12 protein-coding genes and 1 pseudogene are annotated in these 20,738 nt (G+C 64.0%); 7 read left to right on the plus strand and 6 right to left on the minus strand.

The features are described from left to right. Positions 1-47: 47 nt before the first annotated feature. The 4 genes and pseudogenes from O7A05_RS15885 to O7A05_RS15900 form a co-directional block, all read right to left on the minus strand. Positions 48-491, minus strand: coding sequence for a DUF983 domain-containing protein (locus tag O7A05_RS15885; protein WP_337094005.1), 444 nt, complete (start codon positions 489-491; stop codon positions 48-50). Beyond that, entirely contained in the window at positions 491-2,800 is a 2,310-nt protein-coding gene (gene rnr, locus O7A05_RS15890) for a ribonuclease R (protein ID WP_337094006.1), read from the minus strand. Before rnr ends, O7A05_RS15885 begins: the two co-directional genes overlap by 1 nt. 6 nt (positions 2,801-2,806) lie before the next feature. Continuing rightward, a complete protein-coding gene (topA, locus tag O7A05_RS15895) occupies positions 2,807-5,374 on the minus strand; it encodes a type I DNA topoisomerase (RefSeq protein ID WP_337094007.1) in 2,568 nt (855 codons plus the stop codon). A gap of 277 nt (positions 5,375-5,651) precedes the next feature. Continuing rightward, positions 5,652-6,028 (minus strand): annotated as a pseudogene (locus O7A05_RS15900) (COG4315 family predicted lipoprotein). A gap of 164 nt (positions 6,029-6,192) precedes the next feature. On the opposite strand from O7A05_RS15900, the gene O7A05_RS15905 reads away from it, so the two are divergent. Together O7A05_RS15905 and O7A05_RS15910 are read left to right on the plus strand one after the other, a co-directional pair. Beyond that, positions 6,193-6,939 carry a cytochrome c biogenesis CcdA family protein gene (locus tag O7A05_RS15905; RefSeq protein WP_337094008.1) on the plus strand — a complete coding sequence of 249 codons (747 nt, stop codon included), beginning with the start codon at positions 6,193-6,195 and terminating at the stop codon, positions 6,937-6,939. 670 nt (positions 6,940-7,609) lie between these two features. Continuing rightward, positions 7,610-8,143, plus strand: coding sequence for a hypothetical protein (locus O7A05_RS15910; RefSeq protein ID WP_337094009.1), 534 nt, complete (start codon positions 7,610-7,612; stop codon positions 8,141-8,143). A 140-nt stretch (positions 8,144-8,283) separates the two neighbouring features. Here the strand turns inward: O7A05_RS15910 and O7A05_RS15915 are convergent, their stop codons facing one another. Beyond that, positions 8,284-10,107, minus strand: coding sequence for an adenylate/guanylate cyclase domain-containing protein (locus O7A05_RS15915; protein WP_337094010.1), 1,824 nt, complete (start codon positions 10,105-10,107; stop codon positions 8,284-8,286). 293 nt (positions 10,108-10,400) lie between these two features. Here O7A05_RS15915 and glmU point away from each other — a divergent pair, with 293 nt between their 5' ends. From glmU to O7A05_RS15930, 3 genes are all read left to right on the plus strand, one after another. Beyond that, entirely contained in the window at positions 10,401-11,768 is a 1,368-nt protein-coding gene (glmU, locus tag O7A05_RS15920) for a bifunctional UDP-N-acetylglucosamine diphosphorylase/glucosamine-1-phosphate N-acetyltransferase GlmU (protein ID WP_337094011.1), read from the plus strand. A gap of 329 nt (positions 11,769-12,097) precedes the next feature. Next, positions 12,098-13,921 carry a glutamine--fructose-6-phosphate transaminase (isomerizing) gene (glmS, locus tag O7A05_RS15925; protein WP_337094012.1) on the plus strand — a complete coding sequence of 608 codons (1,824 nt, stop codon included), beginning with the start codon at positions 12,098-12,100 and terminating at the stop codon, positions 13,919-13,921. A 107-nt stretch (positions 13,922-14,028) separates the two neighbouring features. After that, positions 14,029-14,781 (plus strand): DUF502 domain-containing protein, encoded by a 753-nt coding sequence (locus tag O7A05_RS15930; protein ID WP_337094013.1) that lies wholly within the window; start codon positions 14,029-14,031, stop codon positions 14,779-14,781. On the opposite strand, the gene recG is transcribed toward O7A05_RS15930, so the two are convergent. Beyond that, on the minus strand, positions 14,733-16,841 hold the full coding sequence (gene recG, locus O7A05_RS15935) for an ATP-dependent DNA helicase RecG (RefSeq protein ID WP_337094014.1): 2,109 nt from the start codon (positions 16,839-16,841) through the stop codon (positions 14,733-14,735). The genes O7A05_RS15930 and recG overlap by 49 nt on opposite strands. 93 nt (positions 16,842-16,934) lie before the next feature. Here recG and O7A05_RS15940 point away from each other — a divergent pair, with 93 nt between their 5' ends. Together O7A05_RS15940 and mfd are read left to right on the plus strand one after the other, a co-directional pair. Further along, complete coding sequence (locus O7A05_RS15940) at positions 16,935-17,222, plus strand: succinate dehydrogenase assembly factor 2 (protein ID WP_337094015.1); 288 nt, start codon at positions 16,935-16,937, stop codon at positions 17,220-17,222. A 13-nt stretch (positions 17,223-17,235) separates the two neighbouring features. After that, entirely contained in the window at positions 17,236-20,733 is a 3,498-nt protein-coding gene (mfd, locus tag O7A05_RS15945; protein WP_337094016.1) for a transcription-repair coupling factor, read from the plus strand. Positions 20,734-20,738: the final 5 nt, after the last annotated feature.

Consider the following 20,738-nt stretch of genomic DNA (forward strand, 5'->3'; position numbering starts at 1 on the left):
CGTCGCGGCCTTTGCACCAGGGCCGACCGCGGTGCGGCCTGGCTTAATTAATGGCTCTCGAATTCGTCCTTCTCGTCGCCGAAGCCGTGCATATAAAGCGCCCATTGCAGGCCGATGACAGCTCCCTTGACCGGCTGCAGCAGTGCAACGGCCAGAATAATGGTCAGCGGAACCCAGATCAGCGCGTGCTGCCAAGTCGACAGCGTCGACGCGGCCTCGACGGCCATGAAGCCGCCAACGACGATGTGACCGACGATGACGATGACCAGATAGGCAGGCAGGTCGTCCGCGCGATGGTGGTGCAGCTCCTCGCCGCAGACCTCGCACTTGTCCACGGGCTTCACGAAAGCGCGGAACAGCTTTCCCTTGCCGCAATGCGGGCAGCGGCCGAGTATCCCGCGCTTGATCGCCATCCACAGGGGACGCGCGACGCGGCCCGAATGATGCTCGACGCCGAAGACCTGTTCTTGCACTTGGAAGTTACCTGGCATTATCGTCTCCTGCCGCGCGGTCCCGAACGCGATTGCGACGCGCGGGCGCGGCCCTTGGCCTTGTGGAACGACCGCCTCGAGCCGGGCAGGGGCTTCGGGTCGGTCAGCATCTCGAAACGCATCGCACCGGCCATTGGCGCGACCTCGACCAGCCGAACTTCGACACGATCGGCAAGCTGATAGCCCTTGCCGGTGCGTTCCCCGAACAGCGATCGGGCGGTTTCGTCGTAGATATAGTAGTCGCCGCCCAGAGTTGACACCGGAATAAAGCCGTCGGCGCCATACTGCGGCAATTGGACAAAGAGTCCCGCCTTGGTGACGCCGGAGATGCGCGCGTCGAACGTGTCGTTGACGCGCTCGGCGAGATAGGCGGCAATCAGCCGGTCGACCGTATCGCGCTCGGCCGCCATGGCTCGACGCTCGGTCGCCGAGATCAGCGCGGCGACCTCTTCCAGCCGGTCCGCCTCCTGCTGCGCCAGGCCGCCGGGCCCGAGGCCAAGCGCCGCGATCAGCCCGCGGTGCACGATCAGATCGGCGTAGCGGCGGATCGGCGAGGTGAAATGCGCGTAGCGCCTGAGGTTGAGGCCGAAATGGCCGATGTTCTTCGGCGAGTACTCCGCCTGGCTCTGCGAGCGCAGAACCACTTCGTTGACCAGCGCCTCGTTGTCGGCGCCGCGCACCCGCTCCAGAATGCCGTTGAACTGGCTCGGCCGCATCTGCGCGCCGCGCGCCAAGGACAGGCTGAGCGTTGCCAGGAACTCGCGCAGCGATTCCTGCTTGGCGAGCGACGGCGCGTCATGGATGCGGTAGACGAGCGGCTCTTTCTTGCCCTCCAATGTCTCGGCGGCCGCGACATTAGCCTGGATCATGAATTCCTCGATGAGCTTATGCGCGTCGAGGCGCTCCGGCACGACGACGCGGTCGACCGTCCCGTCAGGCTTCAGCAGGATCTTGGGCTCGGGCAGGTCGAGCTCAAGCGGCTGGCGGGACTGGCGGCCGCGCCTGAGCACGGCGTAGGCGTCCCATAACGGCTTCAAAGCGCTGTCGAGGATCGGCCGTGTCTTGTCGTCGGGCGCGCCGTCGATCGCGGCCTGCGCCTGCGGGTAGGCGAGCTTGGCGGCCGACTTCATCATGACGCGGTGGAAGGAATGCCTGAGTTTGCGGCCTTCCGAGGAGAAGGTCATGCGCACGGCGATTGCCGGCCTGTCTTCGCCCTCGCGCAGCGAGCAGAGATCGTTGGAGATGCGTTCAGGAAGCATCGGCACGACGCGGTCCGGAAAATAGACCGAATTGCCGCGCTTCAAAGCTTCGCGGTCGAGCGCTGTTCCATAGCTCACATAGGCCGCGACATCGGCGATCGCCACGGTGATCACAACGCCGCCGGGATTCTTCTCGTCCGTGTCGGGCGTGGCGAAGACCGCGTCGTCATGATCCTTGGCGTCGGCCGGATCGATGGTCACCAGCGGCAGGTCGCGCCAATCCTCTCGGTGATCGAGCGTCGCCGGTTTCACCGCTTCGGCCTCGGCAATCACGTCCACCGGAAAGATATGGGGAATGTCGTGGGCATGGATGGCGATCATCGAGACCGCCTTTTCGCTGCTCAACGATCCTAGCACCGCCAGCACCTTTGCCCGGGGCAGTCCGTAACGGGATGCCCGCGCCGGCTCGACCTCGACGAGGTCGCCGTTCCTGGCGCCGTTCTGGAATTCCTTGTCGACGATCAGCTCCGGCTGGCGCCGTTCGACCGGCTCGATGCGGAAAGTTCCGTCCTTCAGCACGCGGAAGACGCCGAGCACCGCGTCGCTGCGCTTCTCGAAGATCTTCATCACCCGCCCGGTATAGGCAGGGCCTGACGGATCGTCGGTCGGGAAGGTTTTTGCGAGCACACGGTCGCCGATGCCCGGCACGGGGCCGCTGGCTCCGCGCGAAATGCGGATGGCAATGACGGGCGGAGAACCGGCGCCGGTATATTCGCTAGGATTGGCCAAGAGCACGCCGTCGTCGTCGCGGCCGAAAATATCGAGCACGGCAACGTGTGGCACGGCGCCTGCGCGGCTGAGGCGCTTGCGCTCCTTGGTCAGCAGACCCTCATCCTGCAGATCGCGCAACATCTCTTTCAGCCAGACACGATCCCCGCCGCGCAGGGCGAAGGCCTTGGCGATCTCGCGCTTGCCGGAGCGGTCCGGATTTTCGGCGATGTAGCGCAGGATCTCGTCGCGCGAGGGCCGGTAATCGTCCTTGACCACCTTGGCCCTCGTGTCGGCGTGGCGCGGATCGCCGTGGCTTCTTGCGGAGATCCTGCGCGCCACGTCCTGCTACCCCTTCTTCGCCGCCCTGCGGAAGGGCTTTTTGCCGCCTCCGCCCTTGGCTTCCTTTTCAGCGATAAGGGCGAGCGCCTCTTCCACCGTCACCGATTGCGGGTCCTTGCCCTTGGGCAGCGTCGCATTGACCTTGCCGTAATTGACGTAGGGACCATATTTGCCGTCGCGCACGACGATCTTGCCGCCGCCATCGGGGTGGTCGCCAAGCTCTTTCAGGGCCGCCGGCGTGGCGCCATTGCGGCCGCCCTTGCCCTTCTGCTGCTTCTCGGCGATCACCGAGACGGCGCGGTTCAGGCCGATCGAGAACACGTCCTCGATGCTCTCCAGATTGGCGTAGGTGCCGTCATGCAGCACGAACGGGCCATAGCGCCCGAGGCCGGCCGAGATCATCTTGCCGGTTTCGGGATGTTTTCCCACATCGCGCGGCAGGGCCAGCAGCGCCAGCGCCTTCTCGTGGTCGATCGACTCGGGCGTCCAGCCCTTGGGTAGGCTCGACCGCTTGGCCTCCTTGCCTTCGCCGCGCTGAATATAGGGGCCGAAACGGCCGCTCCTCAGCGTGATTTCCTCGGCCGTGTAAGGATCCTTGCCGAGCAGCTTGACGCCGTCCTCGCCATTGCCGTTCTCGCCATTGGGATTGGCGGCGTCGCCAAGCTGGCGGGTGTAGGAGCATTCGGGATAGTTGGAGCAGCCGACAAATGCGCCGAACTTGCCGAGCTTCAGCGAGAGATTGCCGGTGCCGCATTTCGGGCAGATGCGCGGGTTGGAACCGTCCTCGCGCTCCGGGAAGACCAAGGGCGCGAGCTCTTCGTTGAGCGCATCGAGCACGTCGGCGACGCGCAGTTCCTTGATGTCGTCGACGGCGCCGGAGAAATCCTTCCAGAAGTCGCGCAGGACGTCCTTCCAGGCGAGCTTGCCGTCGGAAATCTCGTCAAGCTTCTCCTCAAGCGAGGCCGTGAAGTCGTACTCGACATAGCGCTCGAAGAAGCTTTCGAGAAAGGCCGAGAGCAGCCGGCCCTTGGCCTGCGGCACCAGCTTGCGGCGATCGATGGTGACGTAGTCTCGGTCCTCGAGCGTCTTCAGGATCGCGGTGTAGGTTGATGGCCGGCCGATGCCCAGCTCTTCCAGCTTCTTGATCAGCGACGCCTCGGAGTAGCGCGGCGGCGGCTCGGTGGTGTGCTGGGTCGCGTTGATCGCCTGACGGGCAAGCTGCTCGCCGGAGCGGATCTCGGGCAGGCGGCGGCTCTCCTCGTCCTCGGCGTCCTCGTCCTTCTGATCGGTATAGGCGGCAATGAAGCCGTCGAAGCGGACGACCGAGCCGATCGCGCGCAGCTCCGCAGTGCGGGCGCCGTTGACGGCCTCGATCTCGACTGTGGTGCGTTCGATCTCGGCCGGCTGCATCTGGCTGGCAATGGCGCGCTTCCAGATCAGCTCGTAGAGCCGGGCCTGGTCGGCATCGAGATACTGCCGAACGGAAGCCGGCGTGCGCTTGAAATCGGTCGGGCGGATCGCCTCATGCGCTTCCTGGGCGTTCTTTGCCTTGGTGGTGTAGAAACGCGGCTTTTCGGGCAGGTATTTGGCGCCGAACTCACTGACGATGGCGCTGCGGGCAGCCTCGATCGCCTCCGGCGCCATTTGCACGCCGTCGGTCCGCATATAGGTGATGAGGCCGGCGGTCTCGCCGCCGACATCCATGCCTTCATAGAGTCTTTGCGCCACCTGCATGGTGCGGTTGGCCGAGAAACCCAGGCCTGACGAGGCGGCCTGCTGCAGCGTCGAGGTGGTGAAGGGCGGGCCGGGATTGCGTTTTGTCGGCTTGGCCTCGACCGACAATGCCTTGAAGGTCGCGCCTTCGAGCATCGCCTTGATGTCGTCGGCTTGCGCCTTGTTGGCGATGTCGAGCTTCTGCAGCTTCTTGCCGGCAAAGGCGGTCAGCCGCGCCTCGAAACTGTCGTTGCGCGGGGTGCCGAGGATGGCGGCGATCTGCCAGTATTCCTCGCGGATGAAGCGCTCGATCTCGGATTCGCGGTCGCAGACCAGGCGCAACGCCACCGACTGGACGCGGCCGGCAGAGCGGGCGCCCGGCAGCTTGCGCCACAGCACCGGCGACAACGTGAAGCCGACGAGATAATCGAGCGCGCGGCGGGCGAGATAGGCGTCGACTAGCGGCGCGTCGATCTGGCGCGGATGGGCCATGGCATCGAGCACCGAGGCCTTGGTGATGGCGTTGAAGACGACCCGGCTGACCGGCTTGTCCTTCAGCGCGCGCTTCTGCTTCAGGACTTCCAGCACATGCCAGGAAATCGCTTCGCCCTCGCGATCCGGGTCGGTGGCGAGGATCAGCCCATCGGCATCCTTGACCGCCTTGGCGATGTCGGCGAGGCGCTTGCCGGACGCGGTGTCGACCGACCAGGACATGGCGAAGTCCTCGTCGGGCCGCACCGAGCCGTCCTTGGCCGGCAGATCGCGGACATGGCCGAACGAGGCCAGGACCTTATAGTTCTTGCCCAGATATTTGTTGATTGTCTTCGCCTTGGCCGGCGATTCGACGACGACGACGTCCATGAGGTCTCTTAATCAGCTGTGAGGTGGCGGAAGAACTCCGCGACGCACGACGAAATCCCACTCTTTTTCGTCGCTCACATGGCCGTGCTTTTGCAATCGGTCAAGGGGAAGCGGCCAATTTGGGAAGCGGCCGCGGACGATACACTCTTTGAGTGTATGGCAAAGATCACATTTTTTGGGGATGGATGTATGCACGCCTCGAACCGGGCGGACGACCGTAAAAGACAACCGGCTGCCGGTCGAGGGAGCCGGCGCCGGAGCATTCAACAGCGTTGCCTCAGTCGGCCTTGACCACGTGCCAGGCGCCGGCGACGCCTTCGCCGGTCATGTCGCCGGCCTTCTTGTCCTTGACGAAGGTATAGCCGGCTTGCCGTCATGGGCCCACATCTTGGTGCCGTCTTTGCGCTTGACGACCGTCCATTCGTCGTCCGCCTTGGCGCCGGCCTCGGCCTTCAGCGGCGGCCAGTTGGCGGCGCATTTGTCATAGCAATTGGACTTGCCCTTCTCGTCCTTGTCGAAAGTATAGAGCGTCATGCCCTTGGCGTCGGTATAGATCTTGGTGCCGCCCGCTGCGGCTTCCTTCCAGGCTTCGGCGGCCTGGGATACGGCGGTGCCCAGCAGTAGGGTGGCAAACCCGACTGCGATTGCTTTCACGATAGTCTCCCTGAAACAAGCGCGCGGCAGTCGCGCGCTTGTTCGGTCAACGCGTTGGGATGCCTGTTTCTTCCTGCGTCAAGCGGCGACGTGCCACACAATGGTGATTGGCAGGGGCGTGCCCGCATCGCTATATCGACGCCAGCATAATCGGGACTCATTGGATGGCATTGGACATCGGCTATGTCAGCGCGGTCGGGGCAGGGGCGATCTCGTTCCTGTCGCCTTGCGTGCTGCCGCTGGTGCCGCCCTATCTCTGCTACATGGCCGGTGTTTCCGTCGACGATTTCCGCGGCAATCAGAGCGTCACGGCGAAGGAGGGCGCGCGCGGAGCGCTGCTTTATGCCTCTTTGGCCTTCGTGCTCGGCTTTTCCACCGTGTTCGTGGCGCTCGGCGCCGGCGCCTCGACCATCGGGCGGCTGCTGCGCGTCTGGCAGGAGCCGCTGGCGATGGTGGCTGGCGCGCTGATCATCGTCATGGGTCTGAATTTCCTCGGCATATTGCGCATTCCGCTCTTGTCGCGCGAGGCGCGCTTCCAATCGCAGGGCAAGCCCGCCAGCATGATCGCCGCCTATGTCATGGGGCTGGCGTTCGCCTTCGGCTGGACGCCTTGCATCGGACCGGTGCTCGGCCCGATCCTCACGTTGGCCGGCGGGCGCGAGACGGTGGGTGAAGGCGCGCTTCTGCTCGCCGCCTACTCGCTCGGCCTCGGCATTCCCTTCCTGATCGCGGCGCTGTTTTCCGGCGCCTTCATGCGCTTCCTCGGCAAATTCCGCGTCCATCTCGGCCGCGTCGAGAAGGCGATCGGCGCGCTGCTGGTCATCGCCGGCGTGTTTTTCCTCACCGGAGGTGTGCAAAGCGCGTCGTATTGGCTCTTGGAGAATTTCCCGGCGCTGGGGCGGCTGGGGTAGTTTAGTTGCTGGCAGAGAGTCGAGCTGTGAACCCGTTGTAGAGATCAGCATCGAAGGGTCCTGTGCCCTCTATCTCGTGTTCCATAATTTGCTATAAAATTTGCTATAGAAATAGCATCTTATTCCGCTGCTGTGCCCCCGTTCTTCTGGCTAACTGGTCACATGCTAATTGCGACCGGCGCCCATGGAGCGGTCTAGACACCGTCACCAATCTTGCCTGCAGACGTGATCGCGTCATCGTTGTCAGCGACAGATGGTTCTCAGCGGTATGCAAGAATTGGCCGACCAGACTCCGGCCAAATGCCATATCTCTGTCAGCAGCCAGGTAAACGGCTCCTTTCTGCTCCGCGGATCAACATTTAAGTGGTCCCAAGCATGACAAATGCCAACGTCGCAGGCACGATCGACATTAGCGAAGGTACTATTCTGCCCGGCTTAGACCTGTCGTCGTCGACAGTCGGAAACGAATTGCGTATTGGCGGCGGGAATCAGCCCCCCAAAATGGAAAAGTGGCGCAATTTTGAAGCTAACAAGAACACACGCGAGGGTCGTTGGTAGCTCCGTTCAAGACGCTTCTCGTCCTGCGTGTGAAGTAGGCTCGGAGTGGCCGGATCAGCTTGACCTTCGTGGCTTTTCCTATGACCAACTTGGATCTGATGATCGAGCTTCGATGTTGGGCAGGAACCCGTGCTGGTATGTTCATCTCCTTGGTCGGGCCGAGCCGTTCTCTCCTCAACCTTATCGTCAATTGGCAGCTGTGCTTCGCGCATCGGGAGAAGCCGAAAGCGCGGACGCGATACTAGTTGCAGCCAGAGATCGAGAATTAACTACAGATGTAAGGGATGGAGCGTATGTCGAGGCAATTGGTCTCGGCGTGCTTAAGTACGCGATCGCCTATGGGGTCGGATCGGGGCTTTTCCGCGTCTTGTATTGGGTAGTTCTGTTTGCTGCATTGGGCGCGGTAGTATTGTTCGCCTCGAAGAGCGGACGCCGCAAAGGGATAATGTGGTGCACAGGGGTGAGTATCGATCATCTGTTGCCGATTGTGGAGTTAAACAAAGAATTTGCCGAGTTTTTTGATGATCCTGGTCGTGAACGTCTCCGCGGCTGGCAGATCGGCTATTTTGCTGTACATGCTCTTGTCGGTTACCTGCTCGCCTCTTTTTTGGTCGCCGGTCTTGCTGGGTTGACTCAAACGCCATGATTTTACTCTGGCTAGCGGGTTGCTTTCCGAAAAATCAAATCTATCCAGATGGTCGTGCTGGAGACCTGGGGCGACCACTATGTTCAGACAACCATCGAGTCACCTGCTCCGCCGTCTCACCGGAATTTCCGCCGCGACGATCACTCCGGCACGCCGGAGATGCCCAGCGCCTCGACGTAACGCTCGCCGAACACCTTGTCCTGCCATGGGTTGATCTGTCTCTGCAGGGTGAGCGTGTAGGTCGGGAACGCCTCCATCAGCCGCCGCGCCGCCGCCCGCGCCTCCTCCAGCCGGTTGAGTTTGACCAGCGCCATAATCACCACCCGGTGCGAGGAGCCGTAGTTCGGCATCTCCTGCAGCGCGCGTTCTCCCCATGCCAGCGCTTCCTCGTAGCGCTCGAGCATCAGGTAGCTCATCCCGATGCCCGAGAGCGCGATGCCCTTCTCGGGGTCGACCGGGCTCAGCCGCATCGCCCTATGAAAGTGCTCGATCGCGACGAGCGGGCGGCCGGAATGTGCGTTGACCCAACCGCAGCTCGTATGGCCCTGCGCCGAATTGGGATTGAGCAGCAGGGATCGTTCGATCGTGGCCAGCGCCATCTCGTAGTCCTTCGCGCTGTAGGCGATCACCTGCGCGGCGAAGCGCAGGCTCGTGGGGTCGTCGCGCGCTTCCGCCAGTACCTCGCGCGCCATGCGCGTGGCGACCCGGGTATCCTCGGGCTCGTGCCAGCACTGGCTCACGGATATGCTGCGGATATAGGCGCCGAGTGCCTTCGCCAAGTTGAAGCCGGGGTCGATGCTGAGCGCCTCGTTGGTGAGCCGACGCACGTCGGCGAAGCCTTCGCGCGTCATGCTGTAGAAGCGCGGCAGCGCGCGAAGGTAGAGGTCGTAGGCGCTCATGTAGTCGGTCGGCTTCATGCGCGCCTGCTTGATTTCCTCCAGCCGGATGCTCGGCTCGACAGCGCCGACGACGCTCTCGGTCACCTTGTCCTGCAGGTCGAAGATGTCGCACACATCGCCCTCGAAGCGGTCGGCCCAGACATGGTGTCCGCTGATCACGTCCACCAACTGCCCACTGATACGCACCCGCGATCCTGCCCTGCGGATGCTGCCTTCGAGCACGTAGCGGACGCCCAGCTCGCGCCCGACCTGGCGCAGGTCCACCGCCCGGCCCTTGTAGGTGAAGGACGAGTTGCGGGCGATCACGAAGAAGGAGTTCACTCGGCTCAATCCCGTGATGATGTCCTCCACCAGCCCGTCGGCGAAGTATTCCTGATCGGGGTCGCCGCTCATGTTGGTGAAAGGCAGAACCGCGATCGAGGGTTTCTCGGGCAGGGGAGGCGGGGCAGCGCTGGCGTCGGACTCGACGCGGTAGGCGCGCACGGGCCGCTCGATGTTCTTGAGGCGCAGCTCGCCGAGCGGCGTGAAGCCGCAGTCGAGCTTGCCCTGAAGGTGGTCGTAGGCGGTGCCCGAGACGACAACGGTGCCGGGATCGGCGACGCTTTCGAGGCGGGCGGCGATGTTGACCCCGTCGCCGTAGAGGTCGCCGTCCTCCTCGCAAACCACGTCGCCGAGATTGACGCCGATGCGGAAGCGAATCCTCTCTTCCTCGGGGGTCTCCGCCTCGCGTTCTGCCAGGGTCCGCTGGATCGCCATCGCCGAGGTCACCGCGTTGACGACGCTCGAGAATTCGCACAGCATGCCGTCGCCGGTGAGCTTGACGATCCGACCCTGATGCTCGGAGACCAGCGGTTCGAGGAGGTCCTTGCGGTAGATCTTCAGCCGCTCGAGCGTGCAGCGCTCGTCGCGCTCCATCAGGCGCGAATAACCGACCACGTCGCAAGCCAGGATCGCAGCGAGGTGGCGCCGCGCGGTCATCGCACCGCTCGGCCAAGCGCCTGCACGCGTGCCGCTCCGCGTCCATGTCCCGCCAACTTCCAGACGCGCCACGCGCATGGTATCCATCTCTCCCAGTCTCCGCCCCTCGCCGATATGGAACGGAAAACGCAGCTCGGCCTTGCCTTCACGAGATTTCGCTATCCCGCTTGCGACGCAGCACCCCCAGCAGGCCGGGGATATTTCCTGACCTGTGTAACCGGCTGACGCCACCGTGGCGGTGCTTTTGTATCGGCATCACACCCGACGTTCGCGCTCGGAGACTTGGCTTTGCCGTCTCACCGGAATTTAACCGCATTGGTGCAGCATGAGCGGCACTGCTAGCATGCATTGATTCAAACGCTTTTCGTACGGTTGCCCTTATGAGCCAAAGATCCTGCCTGTCCGTCATCCTCGCCGCCGGCGAAGGCACGCGCATGAAAAGCGCGATGCCCAAGGTGCTGCATGCCATTGCCGGCCTGCCGATGGTGGCTCACGTCGTGAAAGCCGCTGAGGCTGCCGGCGCGACCGGCGTGGCGCTGGTGATCGGCCACGGCGCAGACGAGATGCGCAAGGCGGTGCAGAAATTCGCGCCGAAGGCGGAGACTTTCGTGCAGGAGAAGCGGCTCGGCACTGCGCATGCGGTCCTTGCCGCGCGTGAAGCGGTGTCAAATGGTTATGACGATATTCTCGTGATGTTCGGCGACACGCCGCTGATCGATGCGCAGGCGCTGGCCGCAGCGCGGCAGAAGCTGGCGGAGGGTGCCGCCGTCGCGGTCATCGGCTTCCGTCCGCCAAGCCCGGCCGGCTACGGCCGATTGATTGAAAAGGGCGGTCATCTCATCGCCATCCGCGAGGAGAAAGATTGTTCCGATGACGAGAAGAAAATCGGCTTCTGCAATGCCGGCATGATGGCGGTGGCGGGCAAGCATGCGCTGCGGCTGCTCGACCAGGTCGGCAACAAGAACGCCAAGGGCGAATTCTACCTCACCGACATCGTCGAGATCGCCGGCGCGGAAGGGCTCAACGTGGTCGCCACCGAGGCGAGTTTTGAAAGCGCGCTCGGCATCAATAACCGGGCCGAGCTCGCCGAGGCGGAAGCGATCTGGCAGGCGCGCCGCCGGCGCGAGGCGATGCTGTCCGGAGTTACGCTGATCGCGCCCGAAACCGTCTATTTCTCGCACGACACCGAGATCGGCGCCGATACGCTCGTCGAGCCGAATGTCTGGTTCGGGCCGGGCGTTAAGATCGCATCGGGCGCCAAGATCCATGCTTTCAGCCATATCGAGGGCGCAACGATCGCCTCAAATTGCGATGTCGGGCCATTCGCCCGGCTGCGGCCGGGCGCGGACCTTCGAAACAAGGCAAAGGTCGGCAATTTCTGCGAGGTCAAGCAGGCGACGATCGAAGAGGGCGCCAAGGTCAACCACCTGACCTATATCGGCGATGCACGCGTGGGTGCCGCGGCCAATATCGGCGCCGGCACCATCACCTGCAATTATGACGGCTACTCGAAATTCTTCACCGATATCGGCGAGGGCGCCTTTGTCGGCTCGAACTCCTCGCTGGTGGCGCCGGTCTCGATCGGCAAGGGCGGGTACATCGCTTCCGGCAGCGTGATCACCGAAAGCGTGCCCGACGACGCGCTGGCCTTCGGCCGCGCGCGCCAGAAGACGATTCCGGGCAAGGGCAAGGAATTGCGCGAACGCTTGGCCTCGGCCGCCGCGGCGCGGAAGAAGGCTGCCGAATAGGCTGGCAGGGACTGAGGATCAGGAAGAACAGCGGCAGCGCGGGCCAGCGTGGATCGTCATTTGGAGGATGACGCACCGCCGCGGCGAATGATATTCGCCAGCGCAGCAGCACCTTATAGCGGAGACGAACGGCAATGCGCGTGCACGCTCCGGCGCTGAGCGGCCGAAAAACCGAGCAATTGCGGTAACTGGATCGCAATGGCCCTCTGCCATGGTGGTCTTCGAACAGGGTTCCGGTTAACACGGAACGAAACGCAAAGTGACTTTCGCGACGGCCCGGCAATCCATAGATAACGCTGGGTTTTTTGCTGGGAATCGGGGGCAGCGCCATGTGCGGTATCGTTGGAATCGTGGGCCGAGAGCAGGTCGCGCCGCTCATCGTCGATGCGCTGAAGCGGCTTGAATATCGCGGCTATGACTCGGCCGGCGTCGCCACTATCGAGAGGGGCGAGCTCGGCCGCCGCCGCGCCGAAGGCAAGTTGATCAATCTTGAGCGCCGGCTGAAGGACGAGCCGCTCGACGGCACGATCGGTATCGGCCACACGCGCTGGGCGACGCATGGCGTGCCCAACGAGACCAACGCGCATCCGCATTTTTCCGAAGGCGTCGCCATCGTCCACAACGGCATTATCGAGAATTTCGCCGAATTGCGCGACGAGCTCACCCGCGACGGCTACTCCTTCTCCTCGCAAACCGACACCGAGGTCGTCGCGCATCTTGTGGCGCGCGAGCTCGCCAAGGGGCTGAGGCCGGTGGAAGCCGCGCATGCGGCGCTGAGGCGCCTCTCGGGCGCCTTCGCGCTGGCGATCATGTTCAAGGGCGACGAGGACCTGATCGTCGGCGCCCGCAACGGCCCGCCTCTGGCCGTCGGCCATGGCGAGGGCGAGATGTTTTTGGGCTCCGACGCCATCGCGCTGGCGCCTTTCACCAATGCGGTCACCTATCTGGAAGACGGCGACTGGGCGGAAGTGCGCCGCAACGGCGTCACCATCTATGACATCGACGGCAACAAGGTAGACCGCAAGCGGCAGCAGTCGCTGTCGACCAGCTTCATGGTCGACAAGGGCAACCGCCGGCATTTCATGGAAAAGGAAATCCACGAGCAGCCGGAGGTGATCTCGCATACGCTGGCCAATTACGTGGATTTCGTTTCGGGCAAGTCGAAGCCGCTCGACCTGCCCTTCGACTTCGCCAAGATCGGCCGGCTGGCGCTTTCGGCCTGCGGCACCGCTTATCTCGCCGGGCTGATCTCGAAATACTGGTTCGAGCGCTATGCGCGATTGCCGGTCGATATCGATGTCGCCTCCGAGTTCCGCTACCGCGAGATGCCGCTTTCGGCCAATGATGCCGCCTTCTTCATCTCGCAGTCGGGCGAGACCGCGGATACCCTGGCCTCGCTGCGCTATTGCCGCAAGGCCGGCATGAAGATCGGCGCTGTCGTCAATGTGCGCGAATCGACCATTGCGCGCGAATCCGACGTCGTGCTGCCGACGCTTGCCGGGCCGGAGATCGGCGTTGCCTCGACCAAGGCTTTCACCTGCCAGCTGTCCGTCTTGGCTGCGCTCGCGGTCCGTGCCGGCGTGGCGCGCGGCACAATCTCGCCCGATCAGGAAAAGCAGCTGGTGCGCGAGCTTTCCGAAGCGCCGCGCTACGCCACCCAGGTGCTGAAGCTCGACGAGCAGATCGAGCGCATCTCGCGCGAGCTCTCGCGCTACAAGGACGTGCTCTATCTCGGCCGCGACACCAATTTCCCGCTGGCCATGGAAGGGGCGCTGAAGCTCAAGGAAATCTCCTACATCCACGCCGAAGGCTATGCCGGCGGCGAGCTCAAGCACGGGCCGATCGCGCTGATCGACGAGAACATGCCGGTGATCGTGATTGCGCCGCATGACCGCATCTTCGAAAAGACCGTCTCGAACATGCAGGAAGTGGCGGCGCGCGGCGGCAAGATCATCCTGATCACCGACAAAAAGGGCGCGGCGCAGGCCGGCATCAAGACGATGGAGACGATCATCCTGCCCGAGGTGCCGGAGATCATCTCGCCGATCATCTATGCGCTGCCGATCCAGATGCTGGCCTATTTCACCGCCGTTTTCATGGGCACCGACGTCGACCAGCCGCGCAATCTGGCGAAGTCGGTGACGGTGGAGTAGGTTGGGTATGCTGCCTCAGCAGGAGGCCGCACTTTAAAAACTTCGCAGTTCCAAACCGGCTCGCTGTTCACTAGTCTCAGCGTTGCAACCTGCGCCGCGGTGAACTCATGTCCGACGCCCTGAAGACCTCTGGCATGACCCGGCTAAGGAACTATTTCTTGACCGGCTTCATCGTCTGCGCGCCGCTGGCGATCACGGTCTATATCGCCTGGTCGCTGATCGGCTGGGTTGATTCCTGGGTAAAGCCTTATATCCCGGCCCGGTACAATCCCGACAGCTATCTGCCATTTCCGGTTCCAGGCTTCGGGCTGATCGTGGCGCTGGTGCTGATCACGCTGATCGGCTTCCTGACGGCGAACATCGTCGGCCGCGCCATCGTCAATTTCGGCGAGCGGCTGCTTGGCCGGATGCCGCTGGTACGCGGCATCTATGGATCGCTGAAGCAGATTTTCGAGACGGTGCTGTCGAACAAGGGTGACATGTTCCGCCAGGTCGGCCTGGTGGAATATCCGCGCAAAGGCGTCTGGTCGCTGGTTTTCGTCGCCAACGACAAGGAAACGGAGATCAACCAGAAGCTCGACCAGGAAGGCGATCCGCTGATCGCGGTCTTCATGCCCTGCACGCCCAACCCGACTACCGGCTTCCTGATGTATGTGCACAAATCCGAGATCGTGCCGCTCGACATGTCGATCGAGGACGGCGCCAAGCTGATCGTTTCTGCCGGCATGGTGGCGCCGGAAGTCAAGGCCAAGCTGGTGACACTGAATGGCGAACCGGTCGAAGGATCGCTCGCCAATCCGCCGCTCGCCGCTCAGCCGGCGCGCAGCAGCCGCACTGCCTCGTCGCGGCCGAATAGGTAAAGCAGCAGCCGCAGCGCTTCGCCGCGCTCGGATTGCAGTTCCGGGTCGCGCGACAGGATCAGCCGTGCGTCGTCACGCGCAGCTTCGAGCAGATCGGCATGAAACTCGAGGCGCGCCACCTGGAAGCCTGGCGTGCCGGACTGGCGGGTGCCCAGCAGCTCGCCTTCGCCGCGCAGTTTCAGGTCCTCCTCGGCGATGCGAAACCCATCCTCGGTCTCGCGCATCACCGAAAGCCGGCGCTTTGCCGTCTCGCCGAGCGGCTCCTTGTAGAGCAGGACGCAGGATGACGGCTTGTCACCGCGCCCGACCCGGCCGCGCAACTGGTGCAACTGGGCAAGGCCGAAGCGCTCGGCATGCTCGATGACCATGATCGTGGCGTCGGGCACGTCGACACCGACCTCAATGACGGTGGTGGCGATGAGGATGCGGGTTTCGCCCTGTTTGAAGGCGCGCATCGCCTCGTCCTTTTCCGCACCCTTCATTCGGCCGTGCACGAGGCCGATCCGATCGCCGAAGAGCGGTTTCAGCGAAGCAAAACGGTCCTCCGCCGACATCAGCTTGATCTCTTCGGATTCCTCGACCAGCGGGCAGATCCAGTAGATCTTTTGGCCATCGGCGACGGCATCGAGCATGCGTCCGACCAACTCATCCAGCCGCTCCATCGGCAAGGTGACGGTGCGGATCGGCTGCCGGCCGGCCGGCTTTTCGGTGAGCTTCGAGACGTCCATGTCACCAAAGGCGGTCAGCACCAGCGTGCGCGGGATCGGGGTCGCCGTCATCACCAGCATGTCCGGCGCGTCGCCCTTGGCGGTGATGGCCAGCCGCTGGTGGACGCCGAAGCGGTGCTGCTCATCGACGACGGCCAACACCAGGTCGTGAAACGTCACGCTTTCCTGGAACAGTGCATGCGTGCCGACGACGATGTCGATCGCGCCGCCGGCAAGACCTGCAAGCGTCTCCGTGCGTTCGCGGCCCTTCTCGCGCCCGGTCAGGATGGCAAGGCGCAGGCCGGCCTTTTCCGCCAGTGGCGCGATGGTCGCCAGATGCTGGCGCGCCAGGATCTCGGTCGGCGCCATCAGCGCGGCTTGGCCGCCGGCCTCGACCGCGCGCGCCATGGCGAGCAGCGCCACCACGGTCTTGCCGGAACCGACGTCGCCTTGCAGCAGGCGCAGCATGCGTTCGGGATCGGCGAGGTCGGCGTTGATCTCGCCAAGCGCGAATTCCTGGCTGGGGGTGAGCTTGTAGGGCAGGGCGGCGCGCAATTTCTCGACGATGCGACCATCGCCGGTGAGCGGCCGGCCCGAGAGGCGGCGAATTCTCGCCCGCACCAGCGCCAGCGAAACCTGCCCGGCCAGCAATTCGTCATAGGCAAGGCGTCGCCAGGCCGAGCCTTCGACGGCAACGTCGATCGGGTCCTTCGGATATTGGATGCGGGCGAGCGCGTCGCCGAAGGCCGGGAAGGTGTGGCGGCGCATAAAGGCGTCGTCCTGCCACTCCGGCAGTTCCGGCAGGCGCCCCAGCGCCTGGCCGATGGCGCGGCGCAGCACCTTTGCCGAGAGGCCGGCAGTCAGCGGATAGACCGGCTCGACCAGCGGCAGCCCCTCGGCCTCATCGATCGGCGCGATATGGTCGGGATGGACCATGGTCGGGCGGCCGTTGAACCACTCCATGCGACCCGAGATCACCACACGCTCGCCTTCGGGAAGCATTTTCTGCAGATAGGCGGCATGAGCATGGAAGAAGGTCAGCGCGACCTCGCCGGTGTCGTCATGGGCGTAGACGCGGTATGGAACCGACCTGTTGCCGCGGGGTGGCGGCTGATGGCGGTCGACCCGCACTTCGAGCGTGACGATCTGGCCTTCGGCCGACAGCGCGATGCCGGGCCGATTGCGGCGGTCGATCACGCTGTTGGGCAGCACGAACAAAAGGTCGGCCGCGCGCGCGGCGCGATCGCCGAGATCGGCCGGCACCACGCGCTCGATCAGCAAACCGACTTTCGGACCGACGCCGGCAAGCGAAGTGATCGGGACGAACAGGGGATCGAGGATGGTGGGACGCATCGTGTCAGCTTATGTCGCGACGAGGGCAGCGCAAAGGCTGACACCGCTCTCTATCCACGCTATATGCGCCGCTTTGGACAGGGATGCGGCGAGATGACCGGAACACAGCGATCAAGCGAGGGGCTGGACGCTCGCCGCCGCAAGCTCCTGTTCCGCTCCTGGCACCGCGGCATGCGCGAGATGGACCTGATCCTCGGTTCCTTCGCCGATGCCGAGATCGGCGTCTTGACCGGCGATGAAATCGACCAATATGAGAGACTTCTCGAAATTCCCGACACCGATTTTTTCCCGATGGTCACCGGCGAGCGCCCGGTTCCGCCCGATATCGATTGTGCGGTGCTGCAAAAGATCCTGGCGTCGCGCCTAACCATGACATTTTGAAAAACGCCTATCCATGAGCCTTATCCCTACAATCGGCCTGCCCAAGGGCCGCGCCGGCCAGTTCATCGTCGACGGCGTCGCCGACGGCTACGAAGCCTTCGCCCTGGTGCGGACCGCGCAGGAGATCGCGCCCGACAAGCCGGTGCTGTTCGTCGCCCGCGACGGCCAGCGGCTGCCGGCGATCATCGAGGCGCTCGCCTTTGCCGCGCCCGGCCTGCCGGTGCTGGAACTGCCGGCATGGGACTGCCTGCCTTACGATCGCGTGTCGCCCGGCGCCGATGCCGCCGCGCGGCGGCTCGATGCGCTTTCGGCCATGATCGCGCTGGCCAAGAAGCCACATCGCGCCGTCATCCTCACCACCGCCAATGCGTTGCTGCAGCGCATTCCGCCGGCCGAATTGATCGAAGCGCAGACGTTTCATGCTCGACCCGGCAACCAGATCGATATGAACGCGCTGATCGCGCGGCTCGAGATCTCCGGCTTCGAGCGCGTGCCGACCGTGCGTGGCCTCGGCGAATTCGCGGTGCGCGGCGGCATCCTCGACCTCTTCGCCCCCGGGTGGAGCGAGGCGCTCAGGCTAGACTTCTTCGGCGATACGCTGGAATCGATCCGCGTCTTCGACGTGGCGACCCAGCGCACCACCGGGCAGCGCAAGTCGATGTCGCTGCAGGCGATGAGTGAGGTGGCGCTGACGCCGGAGACGATCAGCCGCTTCCGCCGCTCTTACATCGAAGCCTTTGGCGCGCCCTCGCGCGACGACGCGCTCTATGCGGCGGTCAGCGAAGGCCGCCGTTTTGCCGGTATGGAGCACTGGCTGCCCTTCTTCTACGAGCGGCTGGAAACGGTGTTCGACTATCTGCCGGATGCGCCTGTGGTCTTCGACCATCTGGCGCATGAGGCGCTGGCCGAGCGGCACACGCTGATCCTCGACCATTACGAGGCGCGGCGGAAACAGGCCGACAGCGCGCTCAAGGATGCCATACCTTACAAACCGGTGGCGCCGGATCTGCTGTACCTCTCGCCCGAAAACCTCAAGGCGTCGCTCGGTCCGCGCGAGGACATCGATTTCACCGTTTTCGACGCGCCGGACGTCGGTGGCAAAAAGGTGTTCCATGGCGGCTCGCGGCAGGGTCGTAGTTTCGCGGAGGAGCGCGCCGACCCGAACATCAATGTCTTCGACGTCGTCGTAAAACACATTGCCGACGAACGCGCGGCGCATCGCCGCGTCGTCGTCGCCGGCTGGACTGAAGGCTCGCTCGACCGGCTCGGGCAAATTCTCGCGGAGCACCATCTCGGCAATCTGAAACCTGTCGCGACGCTTGCCGAGGTCGAAAAGCTGGAGCCGGGGCAGGCAGGCCTTGCCGTGCTGCCGCTCGAATCCGGCTTCGAGACCGACGATCTGGTCGTCGTCGCCGAGCAGGACATCCTCGGCGACAGGCTCATTCGGCGTTCCAAGCGCAAGAAGAAGGCCTCCGATTTCATCGCCGAAGCATCGTCGCTGTCGGCAGGCGACATCGTCGTCCATGCCGACCATGGCATCGGCCGCTTCGTCGGGCTGCGCACCATCGAGGCGGTGGGCGCGCCGCATGACTGTCTCGAGATCCACTATGCGGGCGACGACCGGCTCTTCCTGCCGGTGGAAAACATTGAGCTGCTTTCGCGCTATGGCTCGGATTCGGCTGAGGCGACGCTCGACAAGCTGGGCGGCGGCGCCTGGCAGGCGCGCAAGGCAAGGCTGAAGAAGCGCCTGCTCGACATGGCCGGGCAGCTGATCCGCATCGCCGCCGAGCGGCAGATGCGCGCGGCGCCGGCCCTGATCCCGGCCGAGGGACTCTATGGCGAGTTCGCTGCGCGCTTCCCCTATGAGGAGACCGACGACCAGCAGACGGCGATCGACGCGGTCATGGACGATCTCGGCGCCGGCAAGCCGATGGACCGGCTGGTCTGCGGCGATGTCGGCTTCGGCAAGACGGAAGTGGCGCTGCGCGCCGCCTTCATCGCGGCCATGGAAGGGTTCCAGGTGGCGGTCGTCGTGCCGACGACCTTGCTGTCGCGCCAGCATTTCAAGACCTTCTCGCAGCGCTTCTCAGGCCTGCCGATCCGCATCGCGCAGGCCTCGCGCCTGGTCGGCTCCAAGGAACTGGCCGAAACCAAGAAAGGCATTGCCGAGGGTACGGTCGACATCGTCGTCGGTACGCACGCGCTGCTCGGTAGCTCGATCTCGTTCAAGAATCTGGGGCTTTTGATCATCGACGAGGAGCAGCATTTCGGCGTCAAGCACAAGGAGCGGCTGAAGGAGCTCAAGAATGACGTGCATGTGCTCACGCTGTCGGCGACGCCGATCCCGCGCACGCTGCAACTGGCGCTGACCGGGGTGCGCGAGCTGTCGCTGATCGCCACGCCGCCGGTCGACCGCATGGCTGTGCGCACCTTCATCTCGCCCTTCGATCCGCTGGTCATCCGCGAGACGCTGCTGCGCGAGCGCTATCGCGGCGGCCATTCCTTCTACGTCGTGCCGCGTATCATCGATCTGGCCGAAATCCATGATTTCCTGAAGGAATCCGTGCCGGAATTGAAAGTGGCGGTCGCGCATGGCCAGATGCCGGCCGGCGAGCTCGACGATATCATGAACGCCTTCTACGACGGCCAGTACGACGTGCTCCTGTCGACGACCATCGTCGAATCCGGCCTCGACATCCCGACCGCCAACACGCTGATTGTACATCGCGCCGACATGTTCGGCCTGGCGCAGCTCTACCAGCTGCGCGGCCGCGTCGGCCGCTCCAAGGTGCGCGCCTATGCGCTGTTCACGCTGCCGGCGAACCGCAAGCTGACCGACACGGCCGAGCGCCGGCTGAAGGTGCTGCAGTCGCTCGACACCCTCGGCGCCGGCTTCCAGCTCGCCAGCCACGACCTCGACATACGCGGCGCGGGCAATCTGCTTGGTGAAGAGCAGTCGGGGCATATCAAGGAGGTCGGTTTCGAGCTTTACCAGCAGATGCTGGAGGAGGCGGTGGCCGAGGTGAAGGACACGGGCGAAGCGCAGGACGGCGGCTGGTCGCCGCAGATCGCGGTCGGCACGGCCGTGATGATCCCGGAAAGCTACGTGCCGGACCTGCAGCTCAGGATGGCGCTCTACCGCCGCCTGGGTGACCTCGAAACCACCGAGGAGATCGACGGTTTCGGCGCCGAGCTGATCGACCGCTTCGGGCCGCTGCCGGAAGAGGTGACGCATCTGTTGAAGATCGTCTTCATCAAGGCGCTCTGCCGCAAGGCCAATGTCGAGAAGCTCGATGCCGGCCCGAAGGGCGTCGTCGTCCACTTCCGCAAGCGCGAGTTCCCCAATCCGGTCGGGCTGGTCAAGTTCATCGGCGAACAGGGCTCGCTGGCCAAGATCAGGGCCGATCACAGCGTCGTCTTCATCCGCGACTGGCCGAATGCGGAGAAGCGGCTCGCCGGCTCGGCTGTTGTCATGACCCAGTTGGCAAGATTGGTCGACAAAGCCGCCTGACGACG

It is taken from the genome of Mesorhizobium argentiipisi (SeqCode) (assembly GCF_037179585.1).
GTDB classification, from domain to species: domain Bacteria; phylum Pseudomonadota; class Alphaproteobacteria; order Rhizobiales; family Rhizobiaceae; genus Mesorhizobium; species Mesorhizobium argentiipisi.